General features: G+C 69.9%; 27 protein-coding genes. 12 read left to right on the top strand and 15 right to left on the bottom strand.

Going from position 1 to position 26,920, the window contains the following annotated elements; all coding sequences use genetic code 11:
- The first annotated feature begins 40 nt into the window (after positions 1-40).
- The gene (locus DDQ50_RS13515; RefSeq protein ID WP_116757212.1) at positions 41-865 is read left to right on the top strand and encodes a ParA family protein; all 825 of its coding nucleotides are present in this window, start codon (positions 41-43) and stop codon (positions 863-865) included.
- A gap of 123 nt (positions 866-988) precedes the next feature.
- Here DDQ50_RS13515 and DDQ50_RS13520 read toward each other — a convergent pair whose 3' ends face one another.
- The 5 genes from DDQ50_RS13520 to clsA form a co-directional block, all read right to left on the bottom strand.
- Complete coding sequence (locus DDQ50_RS13520; protein ID WP_116757213.1) at positions 989-1,900, bottom strand: cyclase family protein; 912 nt, start codon at positions 1,898-1,900, stop codon at positions 989-991.
- A gap of 117 nt (positions 1,901-2,017) precedes the next feature.
- Complete coding sequence (locus DDQ50_RS13525) at positions 2,018-2,563, bottom strand: MerR family transcriptional regulator (protein WP_116757214.1); 546 nt, start codon at positions 2,561-2,563, stop codon at positions 2,018-2,020.
- Positions 2,564-2,687: 124 nt separating this feature from the next.
- Entirely contained in the window at positions 2,688-3,392 is a 705-nt protein-coding gene (gene ftsR, locus DDQ50_RS13530) for a transcriptional regulator FtsR (RefSeq protein ID WP_116757215.1), read from the bottom strand.
- A 1-nt stretch (position 3,393) separates the two neighbouring features.
- On the bottom strand, positions 3,394-3,906 hold the full coding sequence (locus DDQ50_RS13535) for an FHA domain-containing protein (protein ID WP_116757216.1): 513 nt from the start codon (positions 3,904-3,906) through the stop codon (positions 3,394-3,396).
- A 10-nt stretch (positions 3,907-3,916) separates the two neighbouring features.
- Positions 3,917-4,555, bottom strand: a complete 639-nt coding sequence (gene clsA, locus DDQ50_RS13540) for a cardiolipin synthase ClsA (protein ID WP_116757217.1) — start codon at positions 4,553-4,555, stop codon at positions 3,917-3,919.
- A gap of 123 nt (positions 4,556-4,678) precedes the next feature.
- Here clsA and DDQ50_RS13545 point away from each other — a divergent pair, with 123 nt between their 5' ends.
- Positions 4,679-5,737 carry a M4 family metallopeptidase gene (locus tag DDQ50_RS13545; protein ID WP_116757458.1) on the top strand — a complete coding sequence of 353 codons (1,059 nt, stop codon included), beginning with the start codon at positions 4,679-4,681 and terminating at the stop codon, positions 5,735-5,737.
- The gene (locus DDQ50_RS13550) at positions 5,734-5,988 is read left to right on the top strand and encodes a protealysin inhibitor emfourin (protein WP_116757218.1); all 255 of its coding nucleotides are present in this window, start codon (positions 5,734-5,736) and stop codon (positions 5,986-5,988) included. Before DDQ50_RS13545 ends, DDQ50_RS13550 begins: the two co-directional genes overlap by 4 nt.
- Before the next feature lie 138 nt (positions 5,989-6,126).
- On the opposite strand, the gene DDQ50_RS13555 is transcribed toward DDQ50_RS13550, so the two are convergent.
- Positions 6,127-7,038, bottom strand: coding sequence for an NUDIX domain-containing protein (locus DDQ50_RS13555; RefSeq protein ID WP_116757219.1), 912 nt, complete (start codon positions 7,036-7,038; stop codon positions 6,127-6,129).
- An 82-nt stretch (positions 7,039-7,120) separates the two neighbouring features.
- On the opposite strand from DDQ50_RS13555, the gene DDQ50_RS13560 reads away from it, so the two are divergent.
- Positions 7,121-7,522, top strand: a complete 402-nt coding sequence (locus tag DDQ50_RS13560) for an RNA-binding S4 domain-containing protein (RefSeq protein WP_116757220.1) — start codon at positions 7,121-7,123, stop codon at positions 7,520-7,522.
- 51 nt (positions 7,523-7,573) lie between these two features.
- On the opposite strand, the gene DDQ50_RS13565 is transcribed toward DDQ50_RS13560, so the two are convergent.
- From DDQ50_RS13565 to DDQ50_RS13580, 4 genes are all read right to left on the bottom strand, one after another.
- Positions 7,574-8,689 carry a bifunctional 2-methylcitrate synthase/citrate synthase gene (locus DDQ50_RS13565; protein WP_116757221.1) on the bottom strand — a complete coding sequence of 372 codons (1,116 nt, stop codon included), beginning with the start codon at positions 8,687-8,689 and terminating at the stop codon, positions 7,574-7,576.
- A complete protein-coding gene (prpB, locus tag DDQ50_RS13570; RefSeq protein ID WP_116757222.1) occupies positions 8,686-9,642 on the bottom strand; it encodes a methylisocitrate lyase in 957 nt (318 codons plus the stop codon). The genes DDQ50_RS13565 and prpB overlap by 4 nt, the downstream gene beginning before the upstream one ends.
- A gap of 106 nt (positions 9,643-9,748) precedes the next feature.
- Positions 9,749-11,275 (bottom strand): MmgE/PrpD family protein, encoded by a 1,527-nt coding sequence (locus tag DDQ50_RS13575; RefSeq protein WP_116757223.1) that lies wholly within the window; start codon positions 11,273-11,275, stop codon positions 9,749-9,751.
- Positions 11,276-11,416: 141 nt separating this feature from the next.
- Positions 11,417-11,686: a hypothetical protein gene (locus DDQ50_RS13580; RefSeq protein WP_116757459.1), complete on the bottom strand. Its 270-nt coding sequence runs from the start codon at positions 11,684-11,686 to the stop codon at positions 11,417-11,419.
- An 88-nt stretch (positions 11,687-11,774) separates the two neighbouring features.
- Between DDQ50_RS13580 and DDQ50_RS13585 the strand changes: the two genes are divergently transcribed.
- Entirely contained in the window at positions 11,775-12,551 is a 777-nt protein-coding gene (locus DDQ50_RS13585) for a Pr6Pr family membrane protein (RefSeq protein ID WP_133245976.1), read from the top strand.
- Here DDQ50_RS13585 and DDQ50_RS13590 read toward each other — a convergent pair.
- Positions 12,514-13,923: a flavin monoamine oxidase family protein gene (locus DDQ50_RS13590; RefSeq protein WP_116757225.1), complete on the bottom strand. Its 1,410-nt coding sequence runs from the start codon at positions 13,921-13,923 to the stop codon at positions 12,514-12,516. The genes DDQ50_RS13585 and DDQ50_RS13590 overlap by 38 nt on opposite strands.
- Positions 13,924-14,118: 195 nt before the next feature.
- Positions 14,119-14,322 (bottom strand): cold-shock protein, encoded by a 204-nt coding sequence (locus DDQ50_RS13595; RefSeq protein ID WP_116757226.1) that lies wholly within the window; start codon positions 14,320-14,322, stop codon positions 14,119-14,121.
- Between the two features lie 206 nt (positions 14,323-14,528).
- Between DDQ50_RS13595 and DDQ50_RS13600 the strand changes: the two genes are divergently transcribed.
- Complete coding sequence (locus DDQ50_RS13600; RefSeq protein WP_116757227.1) at positions 14,529-15,503, top strand: FKBP-type peptidyl-prolyl cis-trans isomerase; 975 nt, start codon at positions 14,529-14,531, stop codon at positions 15,501-15,503.
- A gap of 40 nt (positions 15,504-15,543) precedes the next feature.
- Here the strand turns inward: DDQ50_RS13600 and ybaK are convergent, their stop codons facing one another.
- Complete coding sequence (gene ybaK / locus DDQ50_RS13605) at positions 15,544-16,062, bottom strand: Cys-tRNA(Pro) deacylase (protein ID WP_116757228.1); 519 nt, start codon at positions 16,060-16,062, stop codon at positions 15,544-15,546.
- Complete coding sequence (locus tag DDQ50_RS13610; protein WP_116757229.1) at positions 16,059-17,771, bottom strand: long-chain-fatty-acid--CoA ligase; 1,713 nt, start codon at positions 17,769-17,771, stop codon at positions 16,059-16,061. The genes ybaK and DDQ50_RS13610 overlap by 4 nt, the downstream gene beginning before the upstream one ends.
- Before the next feature lie 84 nt (positions 17,772-17,855).
- Here DDQ50_RS13610 and DDQ50_RS13615 point away from each other — a divergent pair, with 84 nt between their 5' ends.
- The 6 genes from DDQ50_RS13615 to DDQ50_RS13640 all read left to right on the top strand — a co-directional run bounded on the left by DDQ50_RS13615 (position 17,856) and on the right by DDQ50_RS13640 (position 25,563).
- On the top strand, positions 17,856-20,396 hold the full coding sequence (locus tag DDQ50_RS13615; protein WP_165829822.1) for a carboxylate--amine ligase/circularly permuted type 2 ATP-grasp protein: 2,541 nt from the start codon (positions 17,856-17,858) through the stop codon (positions 20,394-20,396).
- Position 20,397: 1 nt separating this feature from the next.
- Positions 20,398-22,182: an N-acetylglutaminylglutamine amidotransferase gene (locus tag DDQ50_RS13620; protein ID WP_116757230.1), complete on the top strand. Its 1,785-nt coding sequence runs from the start codon at positions 20,398-20,400 to the stop codon at positions 22,180-22,182.
- Complete coding sequence (locus tag DDQ50_RS13625; protein WP_240614393.1) at positions 22,179-24,101, top strand: S9 family peptidase; 1,923 nt, start codon at positions 22,179-22,181, stop codon at positions 24,099-24,101. The genes DDQ50_RS13620 and DDQ50_RS13625 overlap by 4 nt, the downstream gene beginning before the upstream one ends.
- Positions 24,102-24,121: 20 nt before the next feature.
- Positions 24,122-24,406: a GNAT family N-acetyltransferase gene (locus DDQ50_RS13630; protein ID WP_116757231.1), complete on the top strand. Its 285-nt coding sequence runs from the start codon at positions 24,122-24,124 to the stop codon at positions 24,404-24,406.
- 67 nt (positions 24,407-24,473) lie between these two features.
- Complete coding sequence (locus DDQ50_RS13635; RefSeq protein WP_116757232.1) at positions 24,474-24,929, top strand: nitroreductase family deazaflavin-dependent oxidoreductase; 456 nt, start codon at positions 24,474-24,476, stop codon at positions 24,927-24,929.
- 1 nt (position 24,930) lies between these two features.
- Positions 24,931-25,563 carry a histidine phosphatase family protein gene (locus tag DDQ50_RS13640; RefSeq protein ID WP_205663635.1) on the top strand — a complete coding sequence of 211 codons (633 nt, stop codon included), beginning with the start codon at positions 24,931-24,933 and terminating at the stop codon, positions 25,561-25,563.
- 342 nt (positions 25,564-25,905) lie between these two features.
- Here DDQ50_RS13640 and DDQ50_RS13645 read toward each other — a convergent pair whose 3' ends face one another.
- Positions 25,906-26,901 (bottom strand): ketose-bisphosphate aldolase, encoded by a 996-nt coding sequence (locus DDQ50_RS13645; protein ID WP_116757233.1) that lies wholly within the window; start codon positions 26,899-26,901, stop codon positions 25,906-25,908.
- Between the last annotated feature and the right edge of the window lie 19 nt (positions 26,902-26,920).

A 26,920-nucleotide genomic window follows, 5' to 3' on the forward strand; every position in this document is an offset into this window, starting at 1 on the left:
TTTTTAGGTTCTCCCAGACTACTGGCGGTAGCCTGGGGCTGTGCATGTGCTGAGTGTCAGCTCCCTGAAGGGAGGGGTCGGAAAGACGACCGTAACGCTGGGGCTCGCTTCAGCGGCCTTCGCGAAGGGCCTCAGTACCCTCGTGGTGGATCTCGATCCGCAGTCCGACGTCTCCACCGGGATGGATATCCAGGTGCAGGGCCACCTCAATGTGGCCGACGTCCTCACCTCGCCGAAGGAGAAGATCGTGCGCGCCGCGATCGCTCCCAGCGGGTGGACACGCGGCCGCAGCGGCAAGATCGACGTCATGGTCGGCAGCCCGTCTGCCATCAACTTCGACGGCCCCCACCCGAGCATCCGCGACATCTGGAAGCTCGAAGAGGCTCTCGCCGGTGTCGAGCAGGACTACGAGCTCGTCCTCATCGACTGCGCCCCCTCGCTCAACGCCCTGACGCGCACCGCGTGGGCCGCGAGCGACCGCGTCGCCGTCGTCACCGAGCCCGGCCTGTTCTCCGTCGCCGCCGCCGACCGCGCTCTCCGGGCGATCGAGGAGATCCGTCGTGGTCTCTCCCCTCGTCTCCAGCCCCTCGGCATCATCGTGAACCGTGCGCGCGTCCAGTCCCTCGAGCACCAGTTCCGCATCAAGGAGCTGCGCGACATGTTCGGGCCGCTCGTGCTGTCACCGCAGCTGCCCGAGCGCACGTCGCTCCAGCAGGCCCAGGGAGCTGCGAAGCCGCTGCACATCTGGCCGGGCGAGAGCGCTCAGGAGATGGCTCGCATGTTCGATCAGCTCCTCGAGCGCGTGATGCGCACCGGCCGGGTCGGCGAGTACGCCGAGCTCACGGCCAAGGCCACGCGCCACTGACCTCGCCGCGGTGACGATCCGGGCCGCGGCGCCGAATCTCCACTGAGGCGCACCCGCACCGAGGCGCACCTTCTCTGAGGCGCCCTCACTGCGGCGCGGCTCGGCGCAGCACCGTCGAGCGCGTCACCCGATCGTGGCGAACGCCCGCACCGGGAAGGTGCCGAAGTCCTCGACCCGGGGCGGCACCGCGGTGAAGGCCGCTCCGCGCGGCGGCACCCCGGCGAGCCCGGTCAGGTGTTCGACGATCGGAGTACCGGCGGCGAGCAGAAGCGTGTGCGCCGGTCTCGCTCCCCCGGACTCCGGCGACATGTCGTCGATGTTGATCGAGTCGATGCCCACGAGTCCGACGCCGTGTTCGACGAGGTAGCGCGCACCGGCCTCGGTGAGGAACGGGGCGGACGCGCTGTACGCGGGTGTCCCGAAGTGACGATCCCAACCGGTGTGCAGCAGGACGGCGGCTCCGGTGACGTCGCGGTCGTAGAACACCTCGGCGGGGATGCCGCGTGTCGATGAGTCGACGAGGCGGACGAGCTCGGCGCGCACGGAGACGATCCGCTCCAGGGCCAGCCCGGCCAGGTCGTGACCGTCGGCATAGCGGTGGAAGGGCGTGTCGAGGTAGGTGCCCGTGTTGGCGACCATGTCGATGCGCGGGATCGCGAACTCGGTGCCGGCGGCGTAGACACTGCGCGACGCCTCGCGTGTGAGGTGGGGTGAGATGCGCGGGACCGGCATGCCCGGCATGGTGAGGAGACCGTCGACGATGGTGTGACTGAGGTCGATGTAGCGCGGCCCGTCCGGTGCGGGCGCGGAAGCGACCATCCCCCGACTGCCGGTGTGCGCTTCCTCGACCAGCTCGAAACCGGTGAGCTCGACGGATTCGACGAGGGCGAGACCGAGATGACGGACGAGCAGTTCGCCGACCGTGCGCTCGTCGACGTCGGCGGACGGGACGTCGAGGCGGAACCCCTCTGCCGTGAGTCCGCCCCCATTGACGAACTGGATGCGGGCATCGAACACGGCGCGGTACTCGGTCACGTCTCGAGACTCGCAGATGGGCGATGCGATCGCACGTCAGTTCCGGTCACGACTGCACGATCCTGTGCCAGCGGGTCGGACCCGCAGGCCGGTCCCGCGGGTTGGAACGGGTGGGTGTCAGCCGGCGGCGCGAGCGGCGCGGCGCAGCGCGAGCTCGTCGGCCGGGTCGCTGGCCTGGTGGTCGAGCTCGACGAGGCTCGATTCGACCTCGCGCAGGACCTTGCCCACCGCGATGCCGAAGACTCCCTGGCCGCGGCTGACCAGGTCGATGACCTCGTCGTTCGAGGTGCAGAGGTAGACGCTGGCGCCGTCGCTCATCAGCGTGGTCTGGGCCAGGTCGTTGACGCCGGCCTCCCGGAGCTGGTTCACGGCGGTGCGGATCTGCTGGAGTGAGATGCCGGTGTCGAGGAGGCGCTTCACGAGCTTGAGCACGAGGATGTCGCGGAAACCGTACAGTCGCTGCGAACCGGAACCGGCTGCGCCGCGGACGGTGGGCTCGACGAGACCCGTGCGGGCCCAGTAGTCGAGCTGACGGTAGCTGATGCCGGCGGCACGGGCGGCGACGGTGCCGCGGTAGCCGTCATTGCCGTCGAGATCTGGCATGCCGTCGGTGAAAAGCAGCCCGAGGTCGTAGCGGTCCTCGCTACGGCTGATTTCACTCATTTGGTGGGCTGCCTTCCTGGCTGCAATGAAGTCTTGCTCGACTCCTCAAAGGTAGCGAGCAGAGGTGCCCCGGGCAACGACATCCGGGTTATGGGCTCCGGCGTGTCGCGCCGGTCGACGGGCATCAGCCGCTGATCTTGCCGATGGCTGCACGCAGCAGGCTCGTGCGGACGACCTCGAGGTGCGTGGCCAGGTCGAGGGCCTGTTCGACACCCCGAGCACGGCTGCCCGGTTCGCGGCGGCGCAGCACCGGCTGGACGGCGCTCTCGAGGAGTCCGGCTTCGCGGTCCGCGGCTGTGCGGAGCGAGCGCAGATGACGCGGTTCGATTCCGACGGTCCCGAGCTCGACCAGGGCTTTCAGCACCCCGAGAGTCTCGTCGGAGTGCACCTCTGCTGGGGGGACGAGCGAGGCGCTGATCGCATCGTCGAGCAGGCCGGGGGTCGCGCCGGCCTCGCGGATGAGCTCTTCGCGGCTGTACCGGTGCTCCTCGACGAGCATGCTGCCGTCGGCGGATCCTCGCCCGGGCCACGAGGGCGAGCGGCCGGCGTCGAGATCGGCGAGGTAGCCGCGGATCACCTTGAGCGGAAGGTACTGGTCTCGCTGCAGGGTGAGGATGAGACGCAGGCGCTCGAGGTCGTGGGTGGAGAACTTGCGGTACCCCGACTCGGTGCGGGCGGGCGACAGCAGCCGCTCGTCCTCGAGGAAGCGCACCTTCGACGAGGTGAGATCGGGGAATTCCGGCTTGAGCTTGGCCAGCACCTGGCCGATGTTGAGCAGAGTCACCGCAGCAGTAGGTGCCCTTAGATCGCGGGCGGGAAGAGCCGACATGTCAGCGCGCCGCCGAGTAGGCCAGGTCGTGGCGGGAGGCGTAGAAGGTGAGTCGGAACTTGCCGACCTGCACTTCTGCTCCGTCGCTCAACAAGGCTGTGTCGATACGGACACCGTCGTAATAGGTGCCGTTGAGGGAGCCGAGGTCCTTGACCTCGAAGGCGGTGCCGTGGCGCACGAATTGAGCGTGCTTGCGCGAGACCGTGACGTCGTCGAGGAAGATGTCGGCGCTCGGGTGACGACCGGCGGTCGTCTCGTCCGCGTCGAGGAGGAATCGCGCGCCGCTGTTGGGCCCGCGACGCACCACGAGAAGCGCCGAACCGGAGGGAAGGGCGGCGATGGCCGCCTGCTCCTCCGCGCCGGAGCGCTGGTCGAGGGCGTTGACCTCGCTGATGAAGTCATCCCCAAAGGATGCCGTCGTGTCGGCGTTCAGGTGGGAATCCCGGCCACCGGCCGATGGCTCCCTGGACGCGTCACGGCGCACGCTTCCGCGCTCGCCTCGATCGTTCGCCATACCGGCCTCCTCAGCTGCCCACACTATCGGATGAGCGTCGCGACGCGCCCGTCGTTTCGCGCACGATGCGCGCGGTCTCCCGTGCGTACACGATCCCCGCCCACCAGTAAAGGAAACCGCCCCACAGGGCGAAGGCCCAACCGATCGGCGTCGCAACGGGATCGACGAACGGGACGGCCTGGGCTAGCACGATGAGGGGAAGGGCGTAGAACAGGCAGAACGTCGCGACTTTGCCCAGATGATGGACGGGCAGCGGCCCGTATCCATGGTTGGCGAGCACGACGCCGAGCACGATCAGCATGACATCGCGTCCCACGATCACGACGACGAGCCACCAGGGCACGACCTCGCGGACGGCGAGACCGACGAGCGCGGCGACGATGTACAGCCGGTCGGCCGCGGGGTCGAGCAGCTGGCCGAGCCGCGTGATCTGGTGCAGACGACGGGCGAGCCAGCCGTCGAGGTAGTCGGTGATGCTCGAGAAGACCAGCACCAGCAGGGCGGCCACATCCTGCCCGGTGAGGATGAAGTAGAGGAAGACGGGGACCAGCAGCAGCCGGACGAAGCTCAGGAGATTGGGCACGTTGATGATCTGGGTGCCCACCTGCTGGGGGTCGGCGGATCCCGTCTCGGTTCCGTCCCTGCTCATCGCGGGAAGTCTATCGATGACGTGTCCATCAGATGCGCCATGTCGCGCTCCGCGAGCTGGATCCGGGTGCGCGCAGGCCCGACGGCGCTGTCGGTTGTCGGCGGGGTGGGCGATGATCGATCCATGCACCGCAGCATCGTGCCGCCCTATCTGCTCGCCCGCATCGCAGAGAACGCGGGCGACCGGGCCATGCCCGCCGCGGCGCGTGCAGCCCAGCGGGCCCTCCTGAGCGACGGACCGGTGCGCCTCGCGGGCGCTCGGGCACCGCGTTACGCCGACTTCGGCCGGGGCGGGGCCGCGGCGTCGGGCCCGCAGCGCACGATCCACGACGCCGAGTCGACCGAGACGGTGCCCGGTGTCGTCGTCCGCCGCGAGGCGGACCCGGCGACCGGTGATCCCGCGGCGGACGAGGCCTACGACGGGCTCGGCGCCACCTACGCGCTCTTCGCATCCGCCTACGGTCGCGACAGCATCGACGGCAACGGGCTGGCGCTCGACGCGACCGTCCACTACGGCGACGAGTACGACAACGCGTTCTGGGACGGCGAGCGGATGGTGTTCGGCGACGGCGATGGCGAGATCTTCCGCCGGTTCACGGTCTCGCTGTCGGTGATCGGGCACGAGCTCGCGCACGGTGTGACGCAGTTCAGCGCGGACCTGCCCTATCAGGGCCAATCGGGGGCGCTCAACGAGTCGGTGTCGGACGTGTTCGGGTCGCTCGTCGAGCAGCACTCCCGGCAGCAGACCGCTGCCGAGGCGTCCTGGCTCATCGGCGAGGGGCTCTTCACCGATGCGGTGGAGGGCAGAGCGCTGCGCTCGATGAGCGCCCCCGGCACGGCCTACGACGACGATGTGCTCGGCCGTGATCCCCAACCGGCGCACATGGACTTCTTCGTCGACACGCTCGAGGACAACGGCGGCGTGCACATCAACTCCGGCATCCCGAATCGCGCGTTCCACCTGGCGGCGACCGCGATCGGCGGCTTCGCCTGGGAGGGCGCCGGAGCCGTCTGGTACGACACCCTCACGCGCGGATCGATCAGCGGCGAGACGGATTTCGACTCGTTCGCCGCGGCGACAGTCCGTGTCGCCCGCGCACGGTGGGGCCGACGGGCCTCGCAGAGCGAGGCGGTCGTCGACGCCTGGCGCACGGTCGGCGTCGAGCCGGAGGCGGCGCGATGACCACGGTCGTCGTCCACATCGTGCGCAGTGGCGGGGTGACGGCGATCCGACGCGAATGGACCGTCAGCGTCGATGCGGCCGAGTGGGCTCGCCTGCTCGACGACTGCCCTGCCGAGTCCGCCGCCGAGACCGCCTCGCGCGACCGGTACGTCTGGCGCGTAACCGATGAGAGCCGCGAGGTCGTCATCCCCGATTCGGCTCTCGCCGGCGACTGGCGGGCCCTCGTCGACCGCGCCCGCCACGGCGTCTGAGCCGCGCGCTCCCCGTCCGCACGGGTTCAGGATCGGTGGCGCTTCTCGACGGCGGTTCCGTCCCGATCCGCGCCAAAGAAGTTCTGATGTCCGCGCAGATGTCCTGAACCGCGCAGACAGCCCCGCGGGACGAGGGCCTCAGTCGTCCTCGTCGAGCAGCTGCCAGAGACGGGACGGAGAGAGGATGCCCGCGCCCCTGCGCTGCGCCTCGGCGGCGAGGGCGCGGTCGGCGGTGACGAGAACGGCGTCGGGTGCTGGCTCGCCTCCGAGATAGTCGAGGATCGCGCTGTCGCCGTCGGCGTGTGCGCGCTCGACGACCACATCGGGAGCATCGGGAGCGGCGCCGCGCGCGTCGCCCTCGAGCATGAGCCGGATCTGCGGCCACCACCGCTCGTGGGGCAGGCCCAGGTCGGCGGCCGGAAGGCCGCGCCGCGCGAGGAGCTGCAGCCGAGCGGCGAGACGTTCGGCCGCGGCAGGACGATCGCGCCACCATCCATCGGGGCGCGCGCCGACGACGTTCGCGGCGTCGACGACGAGGACCGGTCGAGCGCCGAGCGCGGGGCGCAGCGACGGCCACGCTGCACCGAACGACGGATGCAGCGGGAGGTCGGCCACCCGGGCGGGCGGGACCCAGTCGAGCGCTTCGCTCTCGGCATCGCCGATGACGGGTCGGAACACCGAATCGACCCGGGCGACGACGGTCGTGTAGCTCCAGACGCCGAGGTCGAGCACGCTCGTGAACGAGACCTTCAGCGCTTCGGCGGGCACACTCGCCTCTTCGACGGACTCGCGGATCGCGCCGTCGATCGCCGATTCGCCCTCGTGCCGGGCTCCGCCGGGGAGCCCCCACGTCCCACCGAAATGACTGAAGCCGGCCCTGTGCTGCAGGAGCACCCCGCTCGGCGACGTCACCAGCAGCCCGGCTGCGCCGAACCTCCCCCAGAATCTGCGGCCGTCGGGCAGGTCGACCCACTCGTCGCCGGAGCCGAGGGGACGGCGCGGGAGCGGAGGACGACCGGGAGATGCGGCAGCGTCGAATTGGGGGTCCATGACTCCTCCTCGTCGGCGGCGCGGTGCCCGGACCGGCGCGCGATGCGCACGCCTCCCGGATGCAGACGTCTAGTCTTCCACCATGCCGCAGGACCCTTCGAACAGACCGGGCACCGGCGCCCCGACGACGGCCCGTGTGGACAGCTGGCTGTGGGCGGTGCGACTCGTCAAGACACGTGCGGCCGCCACCGCGGCCTGCCGGGCGGGCCACGTCCGGGTGCGCGGAGAGCGCGCCAAGGCGGCAGCGCCGGTGCGCATCGGCGACGAGGTGCGGATCAGGATGGACGGCCGAGAACGGATCGTGGTCGTGCAGCGCATCGTCGCCAAACGGGTGAGCGCGGTCGTCGCGGCGGACTGCCTGACGGATCTGACCCCGCCTCCCCCGCCGAAAGTCGAGTCCCCCCTCGAGGTCATCCGTGATCGAGGCGCGGGCCGCCCCACCAAACGCGAGAGGCGCGACATCGAGAAGTTCCGCGGGTACTGACGAGCGAGCACCTGCCCGGAACGCCGGCAGGTCGGATCGGCCGGCGAGCGGTCAGACCTCGCGCTCGTCGGGCCCCACGTACTCGGAGAGGGGCCTGATGAGGGCGTTCGCCTCGAGCTGCTCCATGATGTGCGCGGTCCAGCCCGTGATCCGGGCGGCGACGAAGAGAGGCGTGAACAGCTCGGTCTCGAAACCCATGAGCGCGTAGGCCGGGCCGCTCGGGTAGTCGAGGTTCGGCTTGATCTGCTTGCGGTCCTCCATCGCCGACTCGAGTCGCGTGTAGAGGTCGGCGAGATCGGCCCTGTCGTAGTGCTCGACGAGGGTGTCGAGCGCCGTCTTCATCGTCGGGACCCGCGAATCGCCGTTCTTGTAGACGCGGTGGCCGAATCCCATGATCTTGCGCTTCTCCGCGAGCGCGGAATCGAGCCATTCCTCCGCTCTGTCGGCCTCGCCGATCTCGTCGAAGACGTGCATGACCGCCTCGTTGGCACCGCCGTGCAGCGGCCCCTTGAGCGCCCCGATGGCGCCGGTCACCGCCGAGTAGAGGTCGGCCAGCGTCGAGGTGATGACCCGGGCCGCGAAGGTGGAGGCGTTGAACGAGTGCTCGGCGTAGAGCACCATCGACACCCGGAACGCGTCGACGACGACCGCCGGCGGCACCTCGCCGAATGTCATCCACAGGAAATTGCTCGAATAATCGAGATCGTCACGCGGCGCGATCGGCTGCTGACCCCTTCGGCGGCGCTGGATGGACGCCACGACGGTCGGGATCCGGGCGAAGAGGGCGATCGCGCGCTGCTCGTTGAGAGTCCGGTCGATGTCGCCGCCCTTCTCGAGCAGGGTCGGGTCGAGCGTGCCGAGGGCGCTGACGGCGGTGCGCACGAGGTCCATCGGGTGCGCGGTGACCGGCAGGGTGTCGAGGACTGCGACGATGCGGTCGTCGAGAGGGCGCAGCGAGCGCTCGAGCGCAACGAAGCCCGCCAGCTCGTCGGGGTTCGGGAGCTCGCCGTGCCAGAGCAGCCAGGCGACCTCCTCGAACGAGGCGCGTTCGGCCAGCTGCTGGACGGGATAGCCGCGGTAGAGCAGCGAGTTCGTCTCGGGATTCACCTTCGAGATCGCGGTGCTGTCGACGACGACACCGGCCAATCCCTTGCGGATCTCAGTCATGCCGATTCCTTTCCTGAGGTATCGGACTGCGGGGCGGCATCGCCCGGAAGACCGGTGGGTTCGAGCGTGAAGTCGAAGATGTCGGCGTCGAAGGCGGTGTAACCCTCGTAGTCGAGCAGGTCGTAGAGCTCGGCCCTCGTCTGCATCGCGGGCACCTGACTCGCCAGGCTGCCCTCGGCCAGGAGAGCATCGAGCGCCCGGTCGGCGGCCCCCATCGCCAGACGGAGAAGCGAGACGGGGTAGATGACGATGTTGATGCCGACGGCCTCGAGCTGCGCCACCGTGAACAGCTCGCTCTTGCCGAACTCGGTCATGTTCGCCAGCACGGGCACATCCACAGCAGCTCTGATCGCCTCGAACTCGCCGAGATCGCGCATGGCCTCGGGGAAGATCGCGTCGGCACCGGCGTCGACGAGGGCCTTGGCCCGATCCTTCGCCCCCTCGAGACCCTCGATCGCGCGGACGTCGGTGCGCGCCATGATCAGCAGGTCGGGATCGCGGCGTGCGTCGACGGCCGCTCTGATGCGCTGCAGGGCGGTGTCGAGTCCGACGACCTGCTTGCCGTCGAGATGACCGCATCTCTTCGGATTGACCTGGTCCTCGATGTGCAGACCCGAGACGCCGGCGTCCTCGAGGATCTGCACCGTGCGTGCGACGTTCATGGGCTCGCCGAAGCCGGTGTCGGCGTCGATGAGCGTCGGCAGGTCGGTCACCCGGGCGATCTGGCCACCGCGTCCGGCCACTTCCGTGAGCGTGGTCAGGCCGATGTCGGGGAGCCCGAGATCGGCGGACAGGACGGCCCCCGAGATGTAGACGCCCTCGAACCCCTTGCGCTCGATGAGGCTCGCCGAGAGCGGGTTGAACGCGCCGGGGAACCGCAGGAGCCGACCGCTCGCGAGTTGCGCTCGGAGTGCCGAGCGCTTCCCCGACGCGGAGACCTTCGAGTGCAACATCAGCTCCTGCTCTCTGCGCAGATCGAGGGGATCCGGCGGCTTCTCAGCCTAATCCTGAGCCCGAGAGCCGGGGCCGACCGCGAACTCCCCGCGTCGCCGACACGGGTCAGAACAGACCGGTCGGCAGGACGACGCCGTCGTAGAGCCCGGGACGGGCGGTGATAGTGAGCTCCGCCACCTCGGCGGGCGTGAGCTCGGGGAGGCGCTCGGCGAGCTCCAGGAATCGCTCGATCTCGGTCGGTTCGAGTGCCGGTTCGGCGAGTGCGCGGAACTTCTGCACGTAGTCCGCGCGGGCGAACGGGCGGGCACCGAGCGGATGGGCGTCGGCCACGGCGATCTCGTCGACGATCCGCGTGCCGTCGGTCAGCTCGATCTCGACTCGACCGCCGAACGCCTTCTCACTCGGATCCTCCGAGTGGTAGCGCCGGGTCCACTCGGCGTCCTCGGTGGTGCTGACCTTGCGCCACAGCTCGACGGTATCGGGGCGCCCCGCGCGCTCGGGCGCGTAGGAGTCGACCTGATGCCACCGGCCGTCCTGGAGGGCGACGGTGAAGATGTAGGGCACCGAATGGTCGAGGGTCTCTCGGCTGGCGGTGGGGTCGTACTTCTGCGGGTCGCCCGCGCCGGAGCCGATGACGAAGTGCGTGTGGTGCGAGGTGTGCAGCACGATCGATGCGATGTTCGCCGGATCGCGCAGTTCGGGGTGTTCGGTACCGAGCCGGCGTGCGAGGTCGATCCAGGCCTGAGCCTGGTACTCGGCGGAGTGCTCCTTGGTGTAGCTGTCGAGGATGGCGCGCTTCGCCTCGCCGCGTGAGGGCAGGGGCACCTCGTAGCGGGCGTCGGGACCGCCGAGCAGCCAGGCGATGACCCCGTCCTCCCCCTCGTAGATGGGCACCGGGCTGGTCTCGCCTCGCATTGCGCGGTCGACGGCCTCGATCGCCATCTTGCCCGCGAAGGCGGGGGCGTGAGCCTTCCAGCTCGAGATCTCGCCCTTGCGGGACTGCCGCGTCGCCGTCGTGGTGTGCAGAGCCTGTCCGACGGCCTGGAAGACGGTCTCGGGGTCGAGGTGGAGCAGCGTGCCGATCCCGGCGGCCGCACTGGGACCGAGGTGCGCGACGTGGTCGATCTTGTGCCGATGCAGGCTGATGGCGCGCACGAGGTCGATCTGGATCTCGTAACCGGTGGCGATGGCGCGCACGAGGTCGGCTCCGCCGCGACCGGTGTGCTGCGCGACCGCGAGGATCGGCGGGATGTTGTCGGCGGGGTGCGAGTACTCGGCGGCGAGGAACGTGTCGTGGAAGTCCAGCTCGCGCACCGCGACCCCGTTCGCCCACGCCGCCCACTCGGGCGACACCCGAACCGTGGGCGCCTCGCCGAAGACGGTGGCGCCCGCTCCCCCGGTGCTCGCGGGGTGCGCCAGCGCCTGGGATCTGGCGGCGACGACGGGACGACGGGTGAGCGACGCCGCCGCGACAGCCGCGTTGTCGATGACGCGATTCACGATCATGTCGGCGACGTCGGCGTCGACCGGGACCGGGTCGACGGCGACCTGGGCTATCGCGGACGCGAGCTGCTGTTCGCGGGGCAGCTCTTCTTCGCTGCGGTGGGTGCGCACGCGCCAGATCTCGGTCACCGGTGTCCTCTCACGATCGGTGCCGTTCGGCACCTGCGTCGACCTCTACTCTGCTGCATCCCGTGGAGGGCGGACTACTCGAGACCGGTCACGCGTCGACCGGTCATTCGTCGACGTGCCGGTCACTCGTCGACGTGCCGGTCATTCGTAGACGTGGACGAGGCGCCAGCCTGTGCCGGCATCGACCTCGATCACGTCGAAGATGAGAGCGTGGCCACCCGAGGTGGTGCCCTGGAACCGCCAGCCGACGACTCTGCGAGCCGCGTGGGTGAGTTCGGGCGCCCACGCCTCCTCGGTGAGCGGGGTCGGCGAGTCGGACACGCGGTAGCGCACGCCGTTCCACACGAGGCGCGCGGGCACGCCATCGACAAGCCACACCGCGACATCGGCGGCGATCGTTGCTGCAACCATCAGGGACACTCCCGGCATTCGAACGTATGTTCGAGAGTATGACGCGAGGTCCCGACACGCCAAGTGGGTGACCCTTCGCTATCGTCGAATGATCATGGGGCTGCGGATCACGATCGGCACCCTCCGCCTGCTCGCCGCGGCGGTGGGAGTCGTCGCGCTCACCGCACGGTTCATCTACGGCCTGGGCTTCCGCAGCTTCGTCTCGGTCGACTTCTTCGGCTACCTGACGATGCAGAGCAACATCGCCGCGGTGGTCGTCTTCACCGTCGCGGGCATCGCCGCCGTGCGCGGGCGCCCCGAATCCCGTCTGCTGTCGACGGCGCGGGCGCTCGTGACGTGCTTCCTCCTCGTCGCCGGCATCGTGTTCGCCATCCTCGTCAGCCAGGCCCCGCTCTTCGGGTACACGATCGAGGTGCCGTGGTCGGACCGGGTTCTGCACTTCGTCCTGCCGGCCTACGCGCTCGCCGACTGGCTCATCGCGCCCCGGCGACGCAAGGTGCGCTGGCGGGCGATCCTGTTCGCGGTCGGCTACCCGGTCGTCTGGGGCATCGTGACGATCATCCGCGGGGAGTTCGTCGGCTGGTACCCGTACTTCTTCCTCGACCCGGCGCAGGCGGGATACCCGGTGCCCTTCATCGTCTACTCGGCGGCCGCCCTCGCGCTGTTCGCGCTCATCGAGACGGGACTCATCGCCGTGAGCAGGGTCGCGCCGCTCGGTCAGGGGTCACCCCCGGGTGCCGGCGCACGCCGGGCGACCCTCCGTGCCGGACGCCTGCGGCGGCTCGTGCACCTCAGACGTCGCCGGGGTCTCGTCGGCGGCGACGCTGTCAGGACTCGGCGAGGAAGGGCATCAGGCTCGAGCTGAGCTCGACCAGCACAGCATCGTCGTCGAGCCCGGCCAGAACAGCCGACTGACTGCCCGACAGCGCTCCGACGAGCACGGCCTCGCCGGTGAGGGGTTCGAGGTTGACCCATTCCGTGATCGCCAGGTCACTGCCGATCACCGACCAGCGCACCGCGTCGGTATCCCAGAACTTCTCGTCGAAGCGCAGCCAGATCGTCTCGGTCGTGCCGAAGCCGAGGTCGGCGATCGCGGCACGGTGCTCGAACGGCAGGGCGGGGTCGAAGGTGATGCCCTGCTGCTTGAGAACACCGAGCGGCACCGTCACGATCGCGCGGTCGACACTGATTGATTCACCGGTCGCGAGCCGGATGCTGACCCCGTTGTCGCCGTAGCTCAGCGCCGTCACGGCGCTCGACAGCCAGACGTCCGTACCGTCGAGCTGATCGGTGATGTAGCGCGCGTAGCCGCCGAGAACCCGCTCCTCGGTGGGCGCGGCGGGAAGCGCGACCCCGTACCACGAGGAGATCTCGTCGGGGTAGGCACCGCGGTCGATGGCGATGTGCTCGAGGAGCGCGAGGTCGATGCGGTCTCGTGCGGTCGGCGGATCGCCGGAGTCGTCGGCATCGCCGGCACCGGACCCGTCGAGCGACTCGGTGATGGTCGAGTCCTCGGGGCGGTCGGCGGCCCAGTCGACGGCCGAGGTGATCGCCGCATCGCCGGAGTCCGATGGGTCGACGTCGGTGCCGTCGGCGAGGCGGAGCAGGCGGTCGCGCTCGAGGGCGACCGTCTCGATGCCGAGGGACGCCAGCCGCAGCGACACCGCCGAGCCGGATTCGGGTGCCCACGCGGCACCGAGTTCGACGGGGACCGGCCAGTCCTCGTCGTCGAGGGTGGCGATGCGGCCTCCGATGCGGTCGCGGGCCTCGATCACCGTGACGGTGAGCCCGCTGTCGACGAGCCGGGACGCCGCGGCGGCACCCGCCGCGCCGGCGCCGATGATGGCGATGCGCTCACCCTCGGTGCTGTAGGCGAGGACCTCGCCGGCGGCGCTGAGACCCGACTGCGCGGCACCGTCGACGGTTGCGGGCTGCTCGATCGAGGTCGCCTCTCCGGCGAAGAAGATGCGCCCGTCGAGGTGTTTGCCGAGGACCGCGCGCTGCTCGGGCGACGCGCCAGCTGCGACGAAGCTGTGACTGCCACGGGAGAACTCGTCTCCGAGCCAGTCGCTGCGGACGATGGCGGTCGGAGCGGGAACGGGGCCGACGGGATCGGGCGTCGGAGCGACCGTTCGAGTGGGAGTCGGCTTGGGAGCCTCGGGCGTGCAGGCCGTCAGAACGAGCACCGAGAAGCCTGTGGCGGCGCCGGTGAGGAAGGTGCGACGGGAGAAGCTCATCCTGCGTTCACCTTATCCGCCGCGGATGTCATCGTGCCAAAGCCGACGCTCGGGGAGCTCTGTCGCCGCGCCGCACAGCGGACACAACGATGCCCACGTGCGGCGGACCGCACGTGGGCATCGGATGTAGCTGAGGGATGCACCGACCCGATCGAGTCGTCTCAGTGCATCGAGCGGGTCTCTCGACCCGCGACGTCAGATGACGCGGATGTTGGAGGCCTGGGGACCCTTGTTGCCGGGGGTCACCTCGAACTCGACGCGCTGGTTCTCCTCGAGCGAGCGGAAGCCGCTCGCCGTGATGGCGGAGTAGTGCGCGAACAGGTCGGGTCCCTGGTCATCGGGAGCGATGAAGCCGAAGCCCTTTTCGGAGTTGAACCATTTGACGACGCCAGTAGGCATATTGATCTCTTTCGTATCTCTTGGACCACGCTTACGACTTCCGTAAGCGGGGGTGTCACGCTGATCTTCGCGTTCCAAGAAACGTCGCGCCTCGCGGCGGGAGTCCTAACGGTCCACATAATTCAACACAACTGCGGTTCCCACTCTACAGTGCAGGGAGTGCCGTAGGGTGAGCGAGTTTTGTCGCTGAACCTGAAAGTTGCCTCGTGCGTCTACGCCCCATCGTCTCCGCCTTCGCCGCGCTCGCCCTCGCGGCCGGTCTCGCCGCCTGCTCGGGCGACGCCCCCGACCCCACGGCATCGACCGACGCGACGACCGTCGTCGACGTCTGCGCGACCCCGTCGGGCTCGGACTCCGACGCGGTGAAGGTGACCGGCGACCTCGGGACGGCTCCGACCGTCGAGTTCACGGCGGGCATCGACCCGAGCGAGACGCAGCGCACCGTGGTCATCGAGGGCGACGGCGCCGAGTTGACCGCCGGCGGCAGCGCGAAGGTCGCCTATGCGATCTACAACGGGACCTCCGGCGACATCATCGAGGCCTACGGCTACGACGAGGGCCAGGACCAGGCGGTCTTCGCCGCTGACGTGAGCCAGCTGCTCCCCGGACTCGCCAAGGCGATCGGCTGCCTCAACGAGGGCACGCGGGTCGTCGCCGTCATCCCCGCCGCCGAGGCCTTCGGCGAGGAGGGCAACGCCGATATCAACGTTGCAGGCACCGACTCCATCGTCGCGGTCATCGACATCCAGTCCGTCGTGCCCACCAAGGCCGACGGCGTCGATCAGCCCGCCACCGCGGGACTGCCCACCGTCGAGCTGGCCGATGACGGCACACCGACCGTGACCATTCCCGAGGGCGACGCCCCGACCGAGCTCGAGCTCGGCGTGCTGAAGAAGGGTTCGGGCGAGGTCGTTCCGGAAGGAGCGACCGTCACGGTGCAGTACCAGGGCGTGCTCTGGTCCACCGGCGAGGTCTTCGACCAGAGCTGGGGTCGCGGCCCGACCTCGTTCTCGCTCGACGGGGTCGTCCCCGGCTTCGCCCAGGCGATCCAGGGTCAGACCGTCGGCTCGCAGGTCATCGCGGTGATCCCGCCCGCCCTCGGCTACGGCGACACCGCGCAGAGCGCGATCCCCGCGGGATCGACCCTCGTCTTCGTGGTCGACATCCTCGCGATCGGCTGACGCGAACCGTCCGGCGACGAAGCGGCAGGCCGGTCGCCGATCAGCGGGATCGCTCGGCGCGCGCGATCGACGCCAGAGTCGCGCCGGTCACCTCGGCGAGGTCGGCGGGTGCGAGCTCGATCTCGAATCCGCGCAGGCCACCGGAGACGAAGACGGTGTCGTGGAGTTCGACGCTCTCGTCGAGCACCGTGGTGAGAGCGGTCTTCTGCCCCACCGGGCTGATCCCCCCTGCCAGGTAGCCGGTCTTCCTCTCGGCCTCGCGCTGATCGGCCATCTCCGCGCGCTTGCCGCCGACCGCATGGGCCAGAGCCTTGAGGTCGAGCGTCGCGCTGACGGGCACGACGCCCACGACGAGTCGGGCGTCGACGGAGGCGACGAGGGTCTTGAAGACCCGGTCGGGCGAGACCGCCATGGCCTCTGCGGCCTCGAGTCCGTAGCTCGGGGCTGCCGGGTCGTGCTCGTAGCTGTGCGTCTCGAAGCGCACTCCCCTGCTCGTGAGGAGCGCCGTCGCGAGTGTCGCGGCCGTGCGGGCCTTGTCCGTCCGTCGTGCGCCGCTCACCTCGCACGCTCCGCGATCAGCTCGTCGCGGACGCGCTTGCGCAGAACCTTGCCGATGAGCGACCGGGGCAGTTCGTCTCGTTCGACGATGTGCTTGGGCACCTTGTACGCGGCGAGGTGCGACTTGGCGAAGTCCCGCACACCGGCGACGTCGAGACGTGCGCCCTCGCGGAGCACGACAGCCGCGGCGACGTCCTCGCCGCCGCTGGGTCTCGGCAGCCCGATGACGGCAGCTGCGTCGATGTCGGGATGAAGGAGGAGCACGGACTCGACCTCGGACGGCGACACGTTGAAGCCTCCCGTGATGATCAGCTCCTTGCGGCGATCGACGATGGTCACGAATCCGTCGGCCGCGACCGTCACGATGTCGCCGGTGCGCAGCCAGCCGCCCTCGAGGAGCGTCTCCGCCGTCTCGGTGGGGCGGTTCCAGTAGCCGCCGAAGACCTGAGGGCCCTTGAGAAGCAGTTCGCCCGGCTCGCCCGGTGCCACGTCGACATCGGGGTCGTCGGGGTCCACGACGCGGATATCGGTGCTCGGGAACGGCACGCCCACGGTTCCGGGCCGCCGGGAGGGCCCGATGGGGTTGCCGAGTGCGACGGGAGAGCTCTCGGTCATGCCGTACCCCTCGACCAGGAGGCCACCCGTGACCTGCTCCCATGCGGTGACGGTCGACACGGGGAGGTTCATCGCGCCCGAGATCGCGAATCTGACGGTGGACAGGTCGGCGCCCCGGCGGCCGGCCGCTCTCGCGAGCTGGTCGTAGATCGGCGGGACGGCGGGCAGGAACGTGGGCGGGGATTTGCGGGCGGCCGTGAGGACGAGGTCGATGTCGAATTTCGGGAACAGCACGAGGCGCGCACCGATGCTCATGGCGAAGGTGAGGCACAGCGTCATCCCGTAGGCGTGGAAGAAGGGGAGCACCCCGTAGAAGACCTCGCGCCCGACCTCGAGCCCCGGGACCCATGCCCGTCCCTGGATCGCATTGGCGAGCAGGTTGCGGTGGCTGAGGATGACGCCCTTCGGCGACCCCGTCGTCCCGCTCGTGTACTGCAGCAGGGCGGTGTCGGAGGCGGCGGGGAACGGGTGGCGGCGCGGGAGTCGCGAGGAGTCGGCCAGCTTCTCCCAGCTCAGAACGCCGCGAGCGGTCGGCTTCGCGGTCAGGGCGGTCCTGCTCGCGCGCGCCTTGGGCAGCGGCAGACGGAGGGCGAGTCGGGTGCTCGCCCGCATCGACCGCGTGATGTCGACGGCGATGATCCGGGCCGGCCGGACGTCGGCCGGGAACGCGGCCACCGTGTCCGCCGTCTTGTCCCACACGATCGCGACCTGCGCGCCGTGATCCTCGAACTGGTGGCGCAGCTCGCGCGCGGTGTACAGCGGATTGTGCTCGACGACGATCGCGCCGAGACGGAGCACGGCGTAGAAGGCGATCACGTGCTCGGGGCAGTTCGGCAGGACCAGCGCCACTCTGTCGCCGGCGCGGACGCCGAGCCTGCGCAGTCCCCCGGCGACGCGGGCGATGCGCTCCCCCACTTCGCCGTAGGAGGTCTCCGCACCGAAGAACTCGAGCGCCGTCCGCTTGCGATGCTCGCGCACGGCGTCCTGCATCATCTCGGCGAGCGAGATGTCGGGGACGGCGACGTCGTCCGGCACCCCCTCCGCGTAGGCGGCGAGCCACGGACGGTCGGACAGGGGGCGGGGGTTCTCGGCCATCGCGGCCGATCCTATGGCCGCGCGCCGGGTGGAGGATGACCGGTTCCTGGGGTTTACCCACGCTTCTGCACTTAGATTGAGCGCATGGCCGCCGAGTTGACGCTGGGTGCCGAAGAAGAGCTGCACCTGATCGACCTCGAGAGCCTGCACCTGTCGGGCCGTGCGCCCCAGCTGCTCTCGAAGCTTCCCGGTGAGTTCTATTCGGCCGAGATACAACGCACCACCGTTGAGACGAACACCGCCGTCGTGAGGACTCTGTCCGAGCTGCGCGCCGAGCTGCTGCGTCTGCGCAAGGGGATCATCGACATCGCGGATCCCGCCGGGCTGGGCATCGCCGCCGTCGGCACGGCGCCGCGGTCGAAGTTCGCCGACTTCGAGCTGACGACGACCGGTCGTTACGGCCGCATGCAGGAGCAGTACCGGGTACTCGTCGACGAGCAGCTCATCTGCGGAACGCAGATCCACGTCGGGGTCTCCGACCGGGAGCTCGCCGTCGACATCGCCCAGCGGGTCTCCCGCGACCTGCCCGCCCTGCTCGCCCTCTCGGCGAGCTCCCCGTTCTGGAACGGCCACGACACCGGCTACTCGAGCATCAGAACCCTCGTCTGGCAGCGCTGGCCCAGCGCCGGAGCGACGGGCCCGATGGGCTCGGCGGCCGAGTACGACGAGCTGCTCGACGACCTCATCGCGAGCGGCGTGATCGCCGACGCGAAGATGGCCTATTTCGATGTGCGCCCGTCATCCCACGCGCCCACCCTCGAACTGCGGGTCTGCGACGCGTGCCCTCTCGTCGACGACGCGGTCCTGATCGCTGGCCTATTCCGCGCCTCCGTGCGTTCCGCCGAACTCGACGTCGAAGCCGGTCGCACCTACCGCCCCCTCCCCGCACCTCTTCATCGCGCAGCGATCTGGCAGGCGGCGCGGGGAGGTCTCGCCGGAGAGCTGCTCGAGGGCGCCCAGCATCCCCGTCCCACTCCGGCGGCGACCGCGGTGCGGAACCTCGTCGGCCGGCTCCGACCCCAGCTGGAGGAGCTCGGCGACTGGGACGACGTCAACGAGCTGGTCGAGCAGGTGCTGGCGCGCGGCAATTCCGCCGACCGGCAGCGCGCCGCCTTCGCGGAACGCGGCCAGCTCGACGACGTCATGCGCCTGGTGATCGACGAGACGCAGGGTCTCGCAGGCGGCCCCACCCCATCGGGCCCCGCACTGCGCGGCTACCCGGCCCGAGCGGGCGACGAGGCGATCGGGCTCGGCTCCCAACCGCGTCCCGCCTATCGCGCGATCACCGAGTTCTTCCGCGAGTCCGCCCCGAGCACCATCGCCACCCGCCAGAAACGGCGCGACGAGTGGGCGGAGCAGAACGGGGTCGCCTTCCGCGTCGGGGGCGTGGATCGTCCGTTCGAGGTCGACCTCGTTCCCCGCGTGATCACCGACTACGAATGGTCGGAGCTGTCCGCCGGCCTCGGCCAGCGAGCCCGCGCCATCGAGCTGTTCCTGCGCGATGTGTATTCCGATGCGCGCGTGCTGAACGACGGCATCATCCCCGCGGATCAGGTGCACACCGTGCCGGGTTGGCGCGACGAGGCGAGCCGCCTGCCCGCCGACGCCGTGCGCGCCCCGATCATCGGGTTCGATCTGGTGCGGAACGAGTTCGGCGGCTGGCGCGTGCTCGAGGACAACGTGCGGAATCCGAGCGGTATCGCCTACGGGGTCGCCGCACGGGAGCTGATGGACGCCGTCATGCCCGACCTCCCGCGACCCGACGGTCTCGTCGACCCGGCGCGCGCGTTCGCCGAACTGCGGGAGACCCTCGCGGCCGGCGGTCGCGACGGCACCGTCGTCCTGCTGACGAGCGGGCGCGAGAGCGCCGCCTGGTACGAGCACCGACGGCTGGCCGATGAGGCCGACCTCGTGCTCGCCGAGGCGAAGGACCTCGATATGCGCGACGGCCGCGTCGTCCTCCGCGACTCCGGGGAGCAGGTGGCGACGCTCTACCTCCGTCTGGACGGCGAACTGGCCGACCTCACCGGGTCCGACGGTCGGATGATCGGTGCCGAGATCATCGACATCGCGGCGGCGGGAGCCGTGTTCCTCGCGAACGCGCCGGGCAACGGCGTCGCCGACGACAAGGCCCTCTACTGCTACGTGCCCGAGCTCATCGCCTACTACCTCAAGGAGCGGCCGCTTCTCGAATCCGTCCCCACCTATCGCACCAGCGATGCAGCCGAACGGCGGATCGTGCTCGAGAGGGTGGGCGAGCTCGTCACCAAACCGGTCGACGGCTACGGCGGGAACGGCGTGCTGATCGGTCCTTCGGCGAGCGCCGCGGCCGTCGCGTCCCGTCGAGCCGAGATCGCCGACAATCCGGGCAACTGGGTGGCTCAGGAGGTCGTGGCGCTGTCGTCGCATCCGACGCTCTCGGGCGGACGGCTCGAGCCGAGGCACGTCGACCTGAGGGTCTTCGCGTTCCTGACGGGAACCGGCGAGGGCGATGTGAGGCTCGCGGATCTCGCGCTGACGCGGATGGCGGGGCCGGGCAGTCTCGTGGTCAATTCGTCGCGGGGCGGCGGGGCGAAGGACACCTGGATCGTCGACAACGGCCGGAAGGCCGAAACGGGAGGCTGACATGTGCGGATTGGCGGGTGAACTGCGCTTCGACGGTGCGGCCGCCGACGTCGCGAGCCTGGGGCGGATGAACGACTGCCTCGTGCATCGCGGGCCCGATGGCTCGGGTGTGTGGGCGCGGGGTCCCATCGCGCTGTCGCATCGTCGACTGTCGATCATCGATCTCAGCGCTGCGGGATCTCAGCCGATGGTCGATGCGCCACTGGGCATCACGGTGGCGTTCAACGGCTGCATCTACAACTACCGGCAGTTGCGGGCCGAGCTCGAGGCTGCGGGTCACCGGTTCTTCTCCGAGTCGGACACCGAGGTCGTCGGCAAGGCGTTCGCCGAGTGGGGCGGCTCCTGCGTGGAGCGCTTCTACGGGATGTTCGCCTTCGTGATCGTCGAGCACGCATCGGGTCGCGTGACCCTGGCGCGGGACCGGCTGGGCATCAAGCCCCTCTATCTCGACCAGACCTCGGCGCGGCTGCGCTTCGCGTCGACCCTCCCCGCACTGCTCGCGGGTGGCGGAACTGACACGTCGATCGATCGCACCGCGCTGTCCTATTACATGACGTTCCACTCGGTCGTGCCCGCGCCGCGGACGATCCTGAACGGCGTGCGCAAGCTTCCGCCCGCCACCGTCCGCACCATCGAGGCCGACGGCACGACGAGCGATCGCGTCTACTGGGATCCGCCGTTCGAGCGCGACCCCGAACGCGCCGACTGGTCGGCGACGGACTGGGAGCAGGCGGTGCTCACGAGTCTCCGCACCTCGGTGGAACGACGCATGGTCGCCGACGTTCCCGTCGGCGTGCTGCTGTCGGGCGGGATCGATTCGAGCCTCGTCGTCGCCCTGCTGGCCGAAGCGGGACAGCGCGACCTCAAGACCTTCAGCATCGGCTTCGAGTCGGCGGGCGGGGAGTCGGGCGACGAGTTCGAGTACTCCGACATCGTCGCGAAGCATTTCGGCACCGACCACACCCGGATCCGCATCGAGGGATCGCGCCTCCTCCCCGGCGTCGACGCTGCGGTGGCCGCCATGAGCGAGCCGATGGTCAGTCACGACGCCGTCGCGTTCTACCTGCTGTCGGAGGACGTGTCGAAGTCGGTCAAGGTCGTCCAGTCCGGTCAGGGCGCCGACGAGGTGCTGGGCGGGTACGACTGGTATCCGCCTCTGGCGGGCGTGCCGCGCGACCAGGCGGCGGAGGCGTACTCGAAGGTGTTCTTCGACCGCCGCTGGCCCGAGCTGCAGCACCTGCTCGCCGCCGAATGGCAGGTCGAGCACGATGCGCCGAGCGCGTTCATCGAGGAGCGGTTCGCCCGGGCCGGCGCCGAGACGGCCGTCGACGCCGCTCTCCGCAACGACACGACCATCATGCTCGTCGATGATCCGGTGAAGCGCGTCGACAACATGACGATGGCGTGGGGGCTCGAGGCGCGCGTCCCCTTCCTCGACCACGAGTTCGTCGAGCTGGCGGGTGCCATCCCGCCCGAGCTGAAGCTCGCCGACGGCGGCAAGGGCGTGCTCAAGCGCGCGAGCCGCGGCGTCATCCCCGACGCGATCATCGACCGCCGCAAGGGCTACTTCCCGGTTCCGGCGATCCGCCAGCTCGAAGGACCATTCCTCGGGCGCGTCCGCGAGGTGCTGACCGATCCCGTCGCCCGCGAACGCGGCCTGTTCGACACCGGCTCCGTCGAGCGTCTGCTCGCCGACCCGAACTCCACGCGCACGACCCTCGGCTCGAATGCGCTCTGGCAGTTGGCCCTGCTCGAGATGTGGCTCCAGACGCAGGGTGTGCGGTGACGGGCGCGCATCGGGGCGCCGCGGGACCCGGGATCGTGACCGGAGCGGTCGAGCACGCTGTCGAGCTCGGCGAGCGACTCGCGGGGGCATGGGGCAGCTGGAATCCCAGCATGACACCCGACGCCGCACGGGTGGCATTCGTCAGCGACCGGCGGGGCACGCCCGAGCTGTGGATCCAGGACGTGGTGCCCGGCGGCGAGTCGCCTCCCGCCCGGCGCATCCCGTTGAGCGACGACCCCGTGCTCTCCGTCTCCTGGTCGGCCGACGGCAATTGGCTCGCCTGCGCGGTCGCGACGGGCGGCGGGGTGCGCAGCCAGGTGTGGGTGGTGCGCCCCGACGGCTCGGATGCGCGACGCATCGCGGGGTCCGAGTCGCTTCACGCGGAGCTCGGCCCGTGGACCCGCAGCGGGCACCGCGTGGTCGTGACCTTCCCGCCCGGGTCGCCCGGCGACTCGACGCGGGCCCTTCTCGCGGATCCCGCCACCGGGGACCTGTACCCCCTCGCTCAAGGCGACCTCATCACCGTCCTCGACCTGTCCGTCGAGGAGCGCCTCGTGATCCTGCGCGACGGTCGCCGCGGTCACCAGTTCTGCGTCGTCGTCGACCGTGTGGCCGACCAGTCGGCGAGCCTCCTCCCCCACACGCAGACCGGAGCGACCGACGTCGCGATCCTCCGGCCCGCACCGCACGGGAGTCCCACCCCGCTCATCGCCTACCTCGTCACTGAGGAGGGCCGGCCGAGACGACAGCTCGTCTCCGTTCCCCTCGGCCCGGGAGGGGCCCGCGGACCGGTCGCGACACTCGCCGAGCGCGAGGACGCCGAACTCGAGGGCCTCGACGCCGACGACGCCGGCGACCTCCTGCTGCTCGTCTGGAACGTCGCCGGCCGCAGCGAGCTCGAGCTCTTCGACACGGTCGGCGGGACCCGCACCCCGGTGCCGGCGCTGCCCGGCTACGTCGCGACCCACCCGGTGCTGAGCCGTGACGGACGAAGCGTCGTGCTCTCGATCGAGGGCCCCGAGCGGCCGCGCGAGCTGTGGCACCTCGACACCGAGAGCCTCTCGTGGACCCGCATCTCCGAGGTGCCGGAACTGCCCGACGCCGTGCTCGTGCAACCCACCCTCGAGACGTTCACCGGGCATGACGGCCTTCCGCTCACCGGGTGGCTCTACCGTCCGCCGGCGAACGACTCCGACGACGGAGCGCCCGCCGTCCACGGTGCCGCCATGCTGCACCTCCACGGCGGTCCCGAGGCCCAGGAGCGCCCCACTTTCAGCGCGCAGCATCAGGCCGTCGTCGCGGCGGGCATCACCGTGTTCGCACCCAATGTGCGCGGCTCGTCCGGGTTCGGACGGGAGTTCGTCCACGCGGACGACATCGAGAAGCGCTACGACGCATTCGCCGACGTGGTCTCCGCAGCGGAGCACCTCGTCGCCACCGGAGTCGCCGACCCGAACCGCATCGCGGTCACCGGACGCTCCTACGGTGGATACCTGACCTTCGCGACGCTCGCCTTCTCACCCGGGGTGTTCGCATCGGGCGTCGCCGTGTGCGGCATGTCCGACCTCCACGGCTTCTACCGGGAGACGGAGCCGTGGATCGCCTCGGCGGCGTTCTCGAAATACGGGCACCCTCAGCGCGACCGCAAGCTCCTCCGCGACCTGTCACCCCTGCGGGCCGCCGGCCGGATCGAGGTCCCGCTCCTCGTCGCGCACGGCGATCTCGACACCAACGTCCCGGTCGGGGAGTCCCGCCGCATGGTCCGCGCCCTCACGAAACTCGGTCGGCCCGTCGAATACCTCGAACAGCCGGGCGAGGGACACGAGTACCGTCGCGTCGAGTCGCGGGCCTCCCTCGTGACCGCGATGGTTCGTTTCCTCGACCGCACTCTCGGGCGCCGTCCGGGGAGCATCCAGTAGTCCGGCTCTAGAATCACGGTGTGGATCTGACGTTCGAACATGAGCGCGACGCGCACCGGTACACCGTGCGGAACGGTCGCGAACTGCTGAGTGCCCTCGACTACGCGTTGAGCCCCACCGAGATCTCCTTCACCCACACCTTCACTCCCCCGCCCCACCGCGGCCACGGCTATGCCGGGCAGCTCGTCGACTACGCCATCGACGACGTCGAGAACACGACGGAGCTGCGGGTGCGCCCGATGTGCTGGTACGTCGGCGAATGGTTCGACAAGCACCCCGAACGCGCTGGACTGCTCACGCGCTAGCGGCGTTCCGCCCACCGGCGGTCCGCTCCGCGCGGTCGCCACTGTCCGACCGACGAGGAGCACCACCATGCCGTTGACAGGCGAATACGCACCGAGCACATCGGAATGGGCTCGCAACCAGGCCGAGACCTACGAGCGCACCGACGGACGTGAGGGCAACCTCCTCCAGGGCAAGCCCGTCATCGTGCTCACCTCGGTCGGCGCCAAGTCGGGCATGCTGCGCAAGACGGCGCTCATGCGCGTCGAGCACGACGGCGAGTACGTCGTCGTCGCTTCCAAGGGCGGTGCGCCCGAGCATCCGGTCTGGTACCACAACCTCGTCGCCGAGCCGCACGTCGAGCTGCAGGACGGCGCGACGAAACGCGACTACACCGCCCGAGTCATCAGCGGTGACGAGCGGGCCCGGTGGTGGGAGCGCGCGGCCGAGGTGTGGCCCCAGTACAACGAGTACGCGAACAAGACGGATCGTGAGATCCCGCTCTTCCTGCTCACCCCGTTCGACGACGCCGCTGCGTCGGCCTGACGTGGCGGAGCCGTCCCCTCTCGTCCTCGGTGAGAGCACCCGTCCGCACATCGTCCTCGTCCGTCACGGCGAGACCGAATGGAGCAGAACCGGCCGGCACACCGGCCTCACCGACATCCCCCTGACCGAGAACGGTCGACACCAGGCCCGCATGGCCGGCGTCGTGCTCGGCGACCGCGAGTTCGGCGCGGTGCTGACCTCTCCCCTGTCGCGCGCACGGGAGACCGCCGCTCTGGCCGGTCATCCCGAGGCGGTACCTGATCCGGATCTCGTCGAGTGGGACTACGGCGGATACGAGGGTCTGACGACGCCCGGGATCATCGAGGCGCTCGGCCACCCGTGGAGCGTGTGGACCGACGGAGTCATCCACGGCGAGAACACACCCGGCGAGACGGTCGACGCGGTTCGCCGCCGCGCCGCCGCGGTCATCGGGCGTGTCGCCCCCGTGCTGGATCGGGGTGAGGACGTCCTGATCTTCGCGCACGCCCACTACCTGCGGATCTTCGCCTCGGTGTGGCTCGCTCTCCCGGTCGCCGCGGAGCGCCTGTACCTCGGGACCGGCGCCGTCTCCGCCCTCGGCCACGAACACGGCACACCGGTGGTCGTCGAATGGAACGTCGTCGCCCCCCGCTAGTCCCCTCCCGAAGAGGGGCTGCACGCTACTCGACCTCCGAGGGAAGCCCGCCCACTGAGCCCGGCGAAGTGAAGGGGGCCTCGATACGCGCTGCGCGCTACTCGACCCCCGGGGGGACACCCGCCCACTGAGCGCAGCGAAGTGAAGGGGGTCTCGGTACGGCTTCGGCCCTTCGCCCCACCCGCCCACTGAGCGCAGCAAAGCGAAGGGGGGTCTCGGTATGCCGCTCCGCGACTACTCGACCTCCAACACCCCCCGGAACTCGAATACGCCCGAAGGGCCCTACCAAGGGGTTCTCGGACGGCACCTCGCCTCTCCCCGACGGAGCGGGATGCGCCGTCTCTAGAGGGCGGCGGGCTCGCGGAAGGGGACCGGGGTGTAGTCGGCGGTGCGACCGGCCTGGCCGAAGATGCGCATGCGCTCCGCGATCAGGTCGGACATGCCCTGTCGCCCGGCCTTCGCGGCGACCGCGGGGTCGACGGTGATCCGGTCCGCATCCAGCACGGTGCGCTGCGCCGCCATGAACGCCATGTGCGAATCCATGCCCTGGTTGATCTTCGTGACCCCGAGCTTCGTCGAGCGCACCTTCTCGTCCTCGGGCACACCCCACGACTCGGGAAGCTCCCCGCCGTGGGCGTTGATCGTGTCCCGCAGGTCGGCGGGCAGCGACGACGAGCCGTGCATCACGAGATGGGTGCCGGGAATGGTCTCCGCGATCTCCGTGATCAGGTCCATGTGGAGCACCGAGTCGTCGGGCGGGCTGCTGAACTTGTAGGCGCCGTGCGAGGTGCCGATGGCGACGGCGAGTGCGTCGACACCGGTGCGGGCCACGAACTCGCCCGCTTCAGCAGGGTCCGCCAGCACGATCGCGGCATGCGTCGAACCGTCCTTCGATCCGCCGATGGTGCCGAGCTCACCCTCGACCGACACACCCCGTTCCCGCGCGTACTCCACCACCTTCAGCGTGACCGCGACGTTCTGCTCGAACGTGTTCGGCTCATGCGTCTCCGGATCGAGGCTGCCGTCGATCATGACGCTCGAGAATCCGGCGTCGATCGCCCGGAAGCAGGTCTCGGCGTCGGGTCCGTGGTCGAGGTGCACGACGACGGGCACATCCGAGTAGTGGTCGACGGTGCGCATGATCAGATCCCAGTAGAGCTCGTCGGATGCGAACACCGAGGCACCGGCGATGGTCTGCACGATGACCGGCGATCCGGTGAGCCGCGCGGCGTCGAGCACCGCCTCGACCTGGGCGATGTCGGTCACGTTGAACGCCCCGATCCCGTATCCGCCCTCGCGGGCTCGATCCAGTGCCTGGCGCAGGGTGATCAATGTCATGCTCGCGGTTCGCCTCTCG

This window comes from Amnibacterium flavum (genome assembly GCF_003097495.1).
Classification (GTDB): Bacteria; Actinomycetota; Actinomycetes; order Actinomycetales; family Microbacteriaceae; genus Naasia; species Naasia flava.

Excerpts from the sequence above, each read along its gene's own strand:
- DDQ50_RS13525 (WP_116757214.1), bottom strand. The coding sequence starts at position 2,563 with ATGAGTGAAATCAGCCGTAGCGAGGACCGCTACGACCTCGGGCTGCTT.
- ftsR (WP_116757215.1), bottom strand. The coding sequence starts at position 3,392 with ATGTCGGCTCTTCCCGCCCGCGATCTAAGGGCACCTACTGCTGCGGTG.
- DDQ50_RS13535 (WP_116757216.1), bottom strand. The coding sequence starts at position 3,906 with ATGGCGAACGATCGAGGCGAGCGCGGAAGCGTGCGCCGTGACGCGTCC.
- clsA (WP_116757217.1), bottom strand. The coding sequence starts at position 4,555 with ATGAGCAGGGACGGAACCGAGACGGGATCCGCCGACCCCCAGCAGGTG.
- DDQ50_RS13545 (WP_116757458.1), top strand. The coding sequence starts at position 4,679 with ATGCACCGCAGCATCGTGCCGCCCTATCTGCTCGCCCGCATCGCAGAG.
- DDQ50_RS13550 (WP_116757218.1), top strand. The coding sequence starts at position 5,734 with ATGACCACGGTCGTCGTCCACATCGTGCGCAGTGGCGGGGTGACGGCG.
- DDQ50_RS13555 (WP_116757219.1), bottom strand. The coding sequence starts at position 7,038 with ATGGACCCCCAATTCGACGCTGCCGCATCTCCCGGTCGTCCTCCGCTC.
- DDQ50_RS13560 (WP_116757220.1), top strand. The coding sequence starts at position 7,121 with ATGCCGCAGGACCCTTCGAACAGACCGGGCACCGGCGCCCCGACGACG.
- DDQ50_RS13565 (WP_116757221.1), bottom strand. The coding sequence starts at position 8,689 with ATGACTGAGATCCGCAAGGGATTGGCCGGTGTCGTCGTCGACAGCACC.
- prpB (WP_116757222.1), bottom strand. The coding sequence starts at position 9,642 with ATGTTGCACTCGAAGGTCTCCGCGTCGGGGAAGCGCTCGGCACTCCGA.
- DDQ50_RS13580 (WP_116757459.1), bottom strand. The coding sequence starts at position 11,686 with ATGGTTGCAGCAACGATCGCCGCCGATGTCGCGGTGTGGCTTGTCGAT.
- DDQ50_RS13585 (WP_133245976.1), top strand. The coding sequence starts at position 11,775 with ATGATCATGGGGCTGCGGATCACGATCGGCACCCTCCGCCTGCTCGCC.
- DDQ50_RS13590 (WP_116757225.1), bottom strand. The coding sequence starts at position 13,923 with ATGAGCTTCTCCCGTCGCACCTTCCTCACCGGCGCCGCCACAGGCTTC.
- DDQ50_RS13595 (WP_116757226.1), bottom strand. The coding sequence starts at position 14,322 with ATGCCTACTGGCGTCGTCAAATGGTTCAACTCCGAAAAGGGCTTCGGC.
- DDQ50_RS13610 (WP_116757229.1), bottom strand. The coding sequence starts at position 17,771 with ATGGCCGAGAACCCCCGCCCCCTGTCCGACCGTCCGTGGCTCGCCGCC.
- DDQ50_RS13615 (WP_165829822.1), top strand. The coding sequence starts at position 17,856 with ATGGCCGCCGAGTTGACGCTGGGTGCCGAAGAAGAGCTGCACCTGATC.
- DDQ50_RS13620 (WP_116757230.1), top strand. The coding sequence starts at position 20,398 with ATGTGCGGATTGGCGGGTGAACTGCGCTTCGACGGTGCGGCCGCCGAC.
- DDQ50_RS13635 (WP_116757232.1), top strand. The coding sequence starts at position 24,474 with ATGCCGTTGACAGGCGAATACGCACCGAGCACATCGGAATGGGCTCGC.
- DDQ50_RS13645 (WP_116757233.1), bottom strand. The coding sequence starts at position 26,901 with ATGACATTGATCACCCTGCGCCAGGCACTGGATCGAGCCCGCGAGGGC.